Here is a 6,932-nt window from a genome sequence, read left to right on the forward strand (position 1 = left end):
TATCGGAAAGATGGAGTGGAGAGGGTCCTTCAGGCGTCGGTGGGCGGGTTGCGGGGGGTGCTCTCGTGCCAGTCCTTTCCGATGCCTCGCAGCAGCGGCGGGTAGACGATCAGCAGGCGAAACGGCGTGATCGCTGCCATGTAGACCCGTCCGAACAGGCCGTTCGGTTTCACCAGCACGGTCATCTGGCCTCGGTGGCCAGCCGGCTGACGGCCGGCGTCGTCGTCCGGGATCCAGCCGATGTGCAGTACTCCGTGAACCGTGCGGTTGACTATCTCCGCGGCCCACTCGTTGTCCGTCAGAAAGACTGACCGGAACGGGAGGGTCGCGAACGCGGGTCCGGCTGGTGCGTCGCGCAGGTCGGCTGGTAGGCGCTCGCACAGCGTCGGCACCCGGGTGGCGATGTCCGAGGCGGGATCGTCCCAGCCGAGCCAGGCTCCGAGGCGCCAGCGGATCCTGAACAGCAGCCGGGCGACCCATGACGGGTTGTCCCCCGTGTCGCCCTCGGCGATCAGCCGCACCAGCCTCGGGAAGTCCTGCGCGGTGCCCGGTGTGGGCAGGGCCCAGACGTCCTCGATGCGGAAGTCAGGCGTGATGTCGTGAATTCGCCAGGGCCGGGATGTGTGCGCGGTCTCCGGGAGCTTCCTTTTCGTCCTCGTCTTTGTCATTCTCGTCCTCCGGGTCCTTGGGGGCGCGGGAAGCCCGAGCACGTCCGCGACGGCGCGGGCCGCGAGAAACAGTATTTCTCCTCCACCTCGCGCCCGACGGGACGTCCGCTGCCGTGCAGGTGGAACGTTGGCCGTGTCGGTGAACAGTGGTGTCGGTGAACAGCGGCAGTGAAGCGACCTGTACAGATCAGGCGCCGACGGCGAGGCCGCTCGCGCGCAGGGCGGCGACTCGAGCCGCGGGCGCGGTGGCGATCGATCCGGCCGCATACGGCGGTTGGGGATCGTATTCGACAACGAGCTGGATGGATTCGGCGATGTCGTCGCCCATCATGCGTCCGGTCAGGTGCAGGGCGAGATCGATACCGGCCGAGACGCCGGCCGCGGTGGCGTACTTCCCGTCGATGACGACCCGTTCGGCGGTGGCGATGGCACCGAACGTCGTTAGGTGATCAAGGCAGATCCAGTGTGAGGTGGCGCGGCGACCGGTGAGCAGGCCTGCGGCGGCCAGGAGGAGCGAGCCGGAGCAGACCGAGGTCGTCCAGGTGGCCGCCGCGTCGACGCCGCGCAGCCAGTCGAGGGTCGGCTGGTCAGCCAGGAGGTCGGCGGCTCCGGGACCACCTGGCACCAGGAGTACGTCGGGGGCGGTTACCTCGGAGAGCGCGGCATCGGCGACGACCGCCAGGCTGGCCGTGTCGGCCCGGACCGGGCCGGGCCGGGCGGCTGTGAAGATCACCTCGGCCCCGGGAATGCGGGAGAGGATCTCGTACGGGCCGACGGCGTCCAGGCCGGTGAAGCGGTCATACAGCATGATCGCGATCTGCATCAGTACCCTCCGGAGGTTGGATTTGGATGAGGTCGGAACTGGCGGCGGTATTCCATCGGCGGCACACCCAGGACCCGAACGAACGCGCGCCGCATCGCCTCAGCGGTGCCGTATCCGCACGACCGGGCGATCTGTTCGATTCCCTCGTCGGTGTCCTCCAGCCGTCGGCGGGCCGTCTCCAGCCGGACCCCGTCCACGTACCGCCCTGGCGTCACTCCGACCTCAGCGGCGAAGGCGCGGGTGAAGTGACGGGGTGACAGCGTCACGCGGCGGGCGAGAGAATTGATGGAAAGATCGCCTTCGGGGTGCTCGTCGATCCAGTGCTGGACCTCGCGCAGCTGCGGCCGTTCGGCGAGCTGAGCAGCGAGCTGCGCGCTGAGCTGTGCCTGCCCACCCGGCCTGCGCAGGAACATCACCAGGTGTCGGGCTATCAGCAGCGCGACGTCCCGCCCGAGGTCTTCTTCGACCAGCGCCAACGCCAGGTCGATACCTGCGGTGACGCCGGCCGAGGTGGCGATGTTCCCGTCTCGGACGTAGATCGGCTCGGCGTCGACCTGGATGTCGGGAAAGCGCCGAGCGAGCGCACCGCAATGCGCCCAGTGCGTTGTGGCGCGACGTCCGGCCAGCAGGCCGGCCTCGGCGAGCAGGAAGGCCCCGGTGCAGACGGAGACCACACGATCGGCCTCGGCCGCCAGCTCGCCGATGCGGCGCACCAGCTCCGGGTCGGGGGCGGCCGTGCCCGGCCCGCCGGGCACCAGCAGTGTGTGAGCTGGTCCGACGTGGTCGATGTCGGCGTCGGGCAGCAGCCGCAGCCCACTGCATGTGCGCACCGGGCGGCCACCAGGCCCGGCGGTCGTGATCCGGTACGCACCTGGCCGTTCCGTGGCGGCGTCCGCCCCGGCGAACACCTCCAGCGGGCCGGTCACGTCCAGGCTCTGGACGTCGTCGTAAAGCACGATGACCACGCTGCGCGGCCTCATGCGGATCAGGCTGGCAGGGCGCGAGTATGGCGGCAAGGACGCGGTTCCCACCTTTCCCGCCATCGCGTCCCGCCATCGCGGGCAGGGCCGCGGCGCGCGGCGCCGGGCTTCGGTCCTACCCGGCTACGGATGTGCCGTGGAACTGCATCTGAGTCAGATCGACGAGGTCGACGAGCTGCTGACGAACGATCGGCTGGCGCTGCTGATCGGAATGGCGCTGGACCGGCAATGTTCGGAAAGGTGAAGCGGCACAGGCCGCTGAACTGGGGTTTTTCGCGCGGGGCCGGGACCCTGCGATTGCCGATCGCGTCGGGGAATGATCAGGATCCCGCCCGGAGAACACGGTGGACGAGCCACACCGAGACGACATACCGTGGTAGTTGCTACTCCGGTATTCTGGGGCGGTGAAGGTTGACAAGATGAGTGTCTCGTTCGATGGCGAACTGGGCGATGCGGTTCGGGACGCAGCCCGTCGGGCCGGCGTCGGACTGTCGGCCTGGCTCGCGGTCGCCGCTGCGGCGAAGCTTCGAGCCGATGCCCTCGCCGAGTTCCTCGATTCGTGGGAGACGGCAAACCCGGCGTTGACACCAGAGGAACTGGCGCGGGCCGAACGCGAGCTGGGCCTACGCGCGGATCCGTCGGCAGCGTGAGTGCCCTCGTTCTCGACGCGGGCGCACTGCTGGCTGTCGAGCGCGGCGATCGGGAGATGGTTGCCCGGCTCCGGGTCGCGCAGCAGCACGACATCGGGCTACGGAGCAACGCTGTCGTGGTTGCCCAGGTCTGGCGGGATCACTCCGGGCGGCAGGCCGCGCTGGCCCGCCTGCTCCGCGCGGTGGAGGTGTGCGCCGTCGATGAGCGGACCGGCCGCGACGCCGGTGTGCTCCTTGGTCGAGCCCGTACGTCCGATGTGGTTGACGCGACGGTCACCCTGCTCGCCCGTCCGGGCGACCGCATCCTGACCAGCGATCCCAAGGACATCACCCGCCTCGTTCAGGCGGGTGGCATACCAGTGGTGGTGGTGCCCTGCTAGTAACTTCACCGGGCAGGATGGCCCGGTGAAGCCGATCGGGATACTGCTGTTCGACGTGCCGTGGGACTGCATCTGAGCCAGATCGACGACGCGGGAGCGACAGTCACTTTCTCCCGGCCATCCCCTGCCCGCGGACGTCGGAGGCCGTGAACCCGGCCAGGTGGACGCTCGGGAGCGCGGTCATGTCTCCTGCCGCCAGAGCGGCGTGACCTCAGCGCGGGTGAGCCGCCACCTGTCTTGGGTGCGGAGCGCCTGGAACGCGAAACGCAGGCCAACAAGCCTCAAGAGCGGGGGGAGGAGCTGTCCCGACGGGAAGTACGCGACAAGCTCGTTCGCCGTCATGGTGGCGCGGTCCCCGTCAAGCTCGACGAGCACGTCGGTGATCAGATGCTGAGAATTTTCGTTGTCGTCGCGGGTGCGCCGCGAATACTCGAGTATGTCGTCGATTCCCGTGGCGCCGCCGCGAGCGCTGTGGATGACGGCGTCCTCGTGGAAGATCGCGCGCCCCTCCTTGTCGTCGCCGGTGTCCAGCCAGCGCCCAAGCTGACTGACCAGGGCGGCAAGTTCCGCTCGATCGGTGATGTCGCTGAGATGAGGCACGGTGCTCCTTCACGCTCCTGCGCCGAACGGCCGTCGTTGATGAGCTGCGGAGCCGACAAGACCGCCTGGCCCCGCGACGGTCAGGCTAGGAGTTCAACTCCGCTTGAGGTCAACTCCCTCGTCGGCCTGCTGTCGGCGCCTTCCGGCGATCCCGCAGACTGGCCAAATATCCCGACTGTTGGTGGCGTACCGGTCAACCATTGCGACAGGTGGCCATTTACCCTTGATCGCTTCACTGTCCGTCGGCCCACTGGCCCCCGGCTTGCCGGAGCGCGACCGTCAGCCGGTTCGATGCCGGTGCACCCGCCGGTTCGACCACCTGAGGGTGTGGCAGCTTGACCGGTAAGGCCACCGTGACTGGCGTGGGACTTCACCTGAGCCAGATCGACGAGGCGGACGGGCTGCTGACGAACGRCCCGTTGGCGCTGCTGATCGGGATGGTGCTGGACCAGCGGGTTTCGGAAAGATGGAGTGGGACGGGGCAATCCGTACTCACTTGACCATGTGGCGTCCGAATTCGATCTTCGGGCCCGCAGGGGCGGAGCGAAAGACCACGGCGGGTGACGGTGTCAGCGTTTGACGCCCAGGACTCTGCGTCGGTAGCGTGTCAGTCACTTTCTCCCCGCCGTCCTCCGGGACTGGCGGGGCTTTTTTCTAGATCGGCTACGTCATGCTCCCGCGAGTCGCTGTCTTCGTCGACTATCAGAACGTTCACCTCTCAGCGCGCAGCAGATTCCTGCCTTCCGGCACGCCTGGCCAGCGTGGACATGTGGATCGCGCGTGGCGCAGCGGATCGTCGGCGGGCGACGGCTCGGTGGTGAGCTTGCGGCCGTCCGTGTCTACCGCGGCCGTCCCAGCCCTGATCACCAGCCGGAGGCCGCGAGGGCAGCGACCGGCAGGCCGACCGCTGGGTCCGTGATCCTCGGGTGGTCGTTGTCCGTCGGCAGCTCCGCTACCCGAAGGCGTGGCCTTCAGAACCCGCGCAGGAGAAGGGCATCGACGTCGCTCTCGCGGTCGATTATGTGCGTCTTGCCTGCGAGGGTGCGTACGACGTGGGCATCCTGTTCAGCCGCGACACGGACCTTGTCCCTGCGCTGGAGACTGTCCGTGATCTCGGTGCTCATGTGGAGGTCGCGAGCTGGAAGGGCACGAGCCGGCTCCGCTTTCCCGACTCACAGCTTCCGTGGTGCCACTACCTGGACGCCGACGACTACGCAGCCTGCCGGGACCACACCGACTACACCGTGATCTGACCGCCGGCCGCGGCAGCCGGCCAACGCGGTCGGCTACGGTGAGGGCGTGGGACTGCACCTGAGCCAGATCGCCGAGGCGGACGAGCTGCTGACGAACGACCCGCTGGCACTGCTGATCGGGATGGTGCTGGACCAGCAGTTCCCGCTGGAGCGTGCGTTCGCCGCGCCATACGAGTTGACCAGGCGGCTCGGGCGGCCGCTCGACGTCGGCGAACTGGCGGCCTTTGATCCGGACGCGCTCGGTTCGGTCTTCGCGACGCCGCCGGCGCTGCACCGCTTCCCGGGCTCGATGGCGAAGCGGGTGCAGGCGGTCTGCCAGGTGATCGTCGACCAGTACGGGGGCGACCCAGCCTCGATCTGGACCACCGCGGCCGACGGCAAGGAGCTCTTCAAGCGGGTCGGTGCCCTGCCCGGCTTCGGCGCTCAGAAGGCGAAGATCTTCGTGGCGTTGCTGGGCAAGCAACTCGACGTCACCCCGCCAGGCTGGCGCGAGGTCTCCACTCCCTACGGCGACGACGGCAGCTTCCGCTCGGTCGCCGACATCACCGGCCCCGACACCCTGCTCAAGGTCCGGGACTTCAAGAAGCAGATGAAAGCGCAGACTAGGGCTAGCCAGGTGGGAACCCAGATGTAGCAGCATAAACCCGTCGTCTAGCCGTCAGCAGCTCTCCCCGTGGCACCAGTTCCGGCACCAAATTCGGTGTCACGGGAGCATTTAAAATTGTTCTCATTCTCGTGACATCGGGGAATCCTTGTCCTCGCGTGCGCGTTCTTCATGTTGAATGCAGCACATTGTCACGGGAGTAGATGTTGGCGGAAGGTCGCGTAACAGGCGACGCCTATTGCGATAAGCAGCACAAGCGCTGGTCCTACCAGATCAGCATTCCGGCGGCGCTCTCGCCGGATGGTCGCAGGCGACGCGAGAAGAGCCGTGGTCCGAGCCGGTACCGCTACGTTCTGGCGACGTACGCGCTCCCGTGGCTCGGAACTGTCCGGCTGAAGGATGCCGCGGGACGGCTGAAGGAGCACTACCGCCATCCCTGATCGTCAGGGACAATCGCGCTCACAGCGGGCACGATGCTGTTTGCCTTCGGGGACAGCAGTTCTCGATTCTCTTCCGGACGAAGATGATCGGAGGCGAAACCCGAACGAGCAGCGAGTCGTCACAGGTCCGATTCGTACCCGTGAACGAGCTGGGCTCATACGACATGCACCCTTCGATACGACTTCGCGTCGATCATTACTTTGAGAACCGAGCCGAGCCATACATAGGCTGATACCCCACTTTCATGTCGCCTGAACCGGCAGCGTCAAGCCCGAGGGAATATGTCCAGTAGCAGGCGGTCCATCCTGATATGCTGCGGTCGAATGTAGGCGGCGTGCATACGGGTACGTCCGACCGAGGTGATATCGGCCGCTACCCGGGTATGGCCACAGAAAGCCATACGGCTTCAAGCCATACAGCTTCGCCAATTACAAGGGATTCGCCCATGGAACATTTTGAATCCACAAATCAAGGTAACGCGAGAAGGGGAGAGGGTGGAGACCGTCAGCGAGCGGGGCCGTTCACCAATTCCA

General features: G+C 67.0%; 9 protein-coding genes and 1 pseudogene. 6 read left to right on the plus strand and 4 right to left on the minus strand.

The annotated features are described in order from the left end of the window. Positions 1–29: 29 nt before the first annotated feature. From CcI49_RS11360 to CcI49_RS11370, 3 genes are all read right to left on the minus strand, one after another. Positions 30–668, minus strand: a complete 639-nt coding sequence (locus CcI49_RS11360) for a DUF2867 domain-containing protein (RefSeq protein ID WP_054568421.1) — start codon at positions 666–668, stop codon at positions 30–32. Positions 669–855: 187 nt separating this feature from the next. Continuing rightward, entirely contained in the window at positions 856–1,491 is a 636-nt protein-coding gene (locus CcI49_RS11365; RefSeq protein WP_054568420.1) for a DJ-1/PfpI family protein, read from the minus strand. Then, positions 1,491–2,471, minus strand: a complete 981-nt coding sequence (locus tag CcI49_RS11370) for a GlxA family transcriptional regulator (protein WP_076826225.1) — start codon at positions 2,469–2,471, stop codon at positions 1,491–1,493. Before CcI49_RS11370 ends, CcI49_RS11365 begins: the two co-directional genes overlap by 1 nt. Positions 2,472–2,607: 136 nt before the next feature. On the opposite strand from CcI49_RS11370, the pseudogene CcI49_RS44425 reads away from it, so the two are divergent. The 3 genes and pseudogenes from CcI49_RS44425 to CcI49_RS11385 all read left to right on the plus strand — a co-directional run. Further along, positions 2,608–2,700, plus strand: a pseudogene (locus tag CcI49_RS44425) (Fe-S cluster assembly protein HesB); the annotation flags it as partial. A gap of 190 nt (positions 2,701–2,890) precedes the next feature. After that, on the plus strand, positions 2,891–3,121 hold the full coding sequence (locus CcI49_RS11380; protein WP_054568417.1) for a hypothetical protein: 231 nt from the start codon (positions 2,891–2,893) through the stop codon (positions 3,119–3,121). Beyond that, entirely contained in the window at positions 3,118–3,501 is a 384-nt protein-coding gene (locus CcI49_RS11385) for a hypothetical protein (protein WP_054568416.1), read from the plus strand. Before CcI49_RS11380 ends, CcI49_RS11385 begins: the two co-directional genes overlap by 4 nt. A 180-nt stretch (positions 3,502–3,681) precedes the next feature. Here CcI49_RS11385 and CcI49_RS11390 read toward each other — a convergent pair whose 3' ends face one another. Continuing rightward, positions 3,682–4,101 (minus strand): nuclear transport factor 2 family protein, encoded by a 420-nt coding sequence (locus tag CcI49_RS11390; RefSeq protein WP_054568415.1) that lies wholly within the window; start codon positions 4,099–4,101, stop codon positions 3,682–3,684. Positions 4,102–5,027: 926 nt separating this feature from the next. Between CcI49_RS11390 and CcI49_RS11395 the strand changes: the two genes are divergently transcribed. From CcI49_RS11395 to CcI49_RS42030, 3 genes are all read left to right on the plus strand, one after another. Beyond that, complete coding sequence (locus CcI49_RS11395) at positions 5,028–5,354, plus strand: NYN domain-containing protein (RefSeq protein WP_054568618.1); 327 nt, start codon at positions 5,028–5,030, stop codon at positions 5,352–5,354. 46 nt (positions 5,355–5,400) lie between these two features. Continuing rightward, positions 5,401–5,988 (plus strand): HhH-GPD-type base excision DNA repair protein, encoded by a 588-nt coding sequence (locus CcI49_RS11400; protein ID WP_054568414.1) that lies wholly within the window; start codon positions 5,401–5,403, stop codon positions 5,986–5,988. 173 nt (positions 5,989–6,161) lie between these two features. Continuing rightward, positions 6,162–6,398: a hypothetical protein gene (locus CcI49_RS42030; RefSeq protein WP_158230749.1), complete on the plus strand. Its 237-nt coding sequence runs from the start codon at positions 6,162–6,164 to the stop codon at positions 6,396–6,398. Positions 6,399–6,932: the final 534 nt, after the last annotated feature.

The organism is Frankia sp. CcI49 (assembly GCF_001983215.1).
Taxonomy (GTDB): domain Bacteria; phylum Actinomycetota; class Actinomycetes; order Frankiales; family Frankiaceae; genus Parafrankia; species Parafrankia irregularis.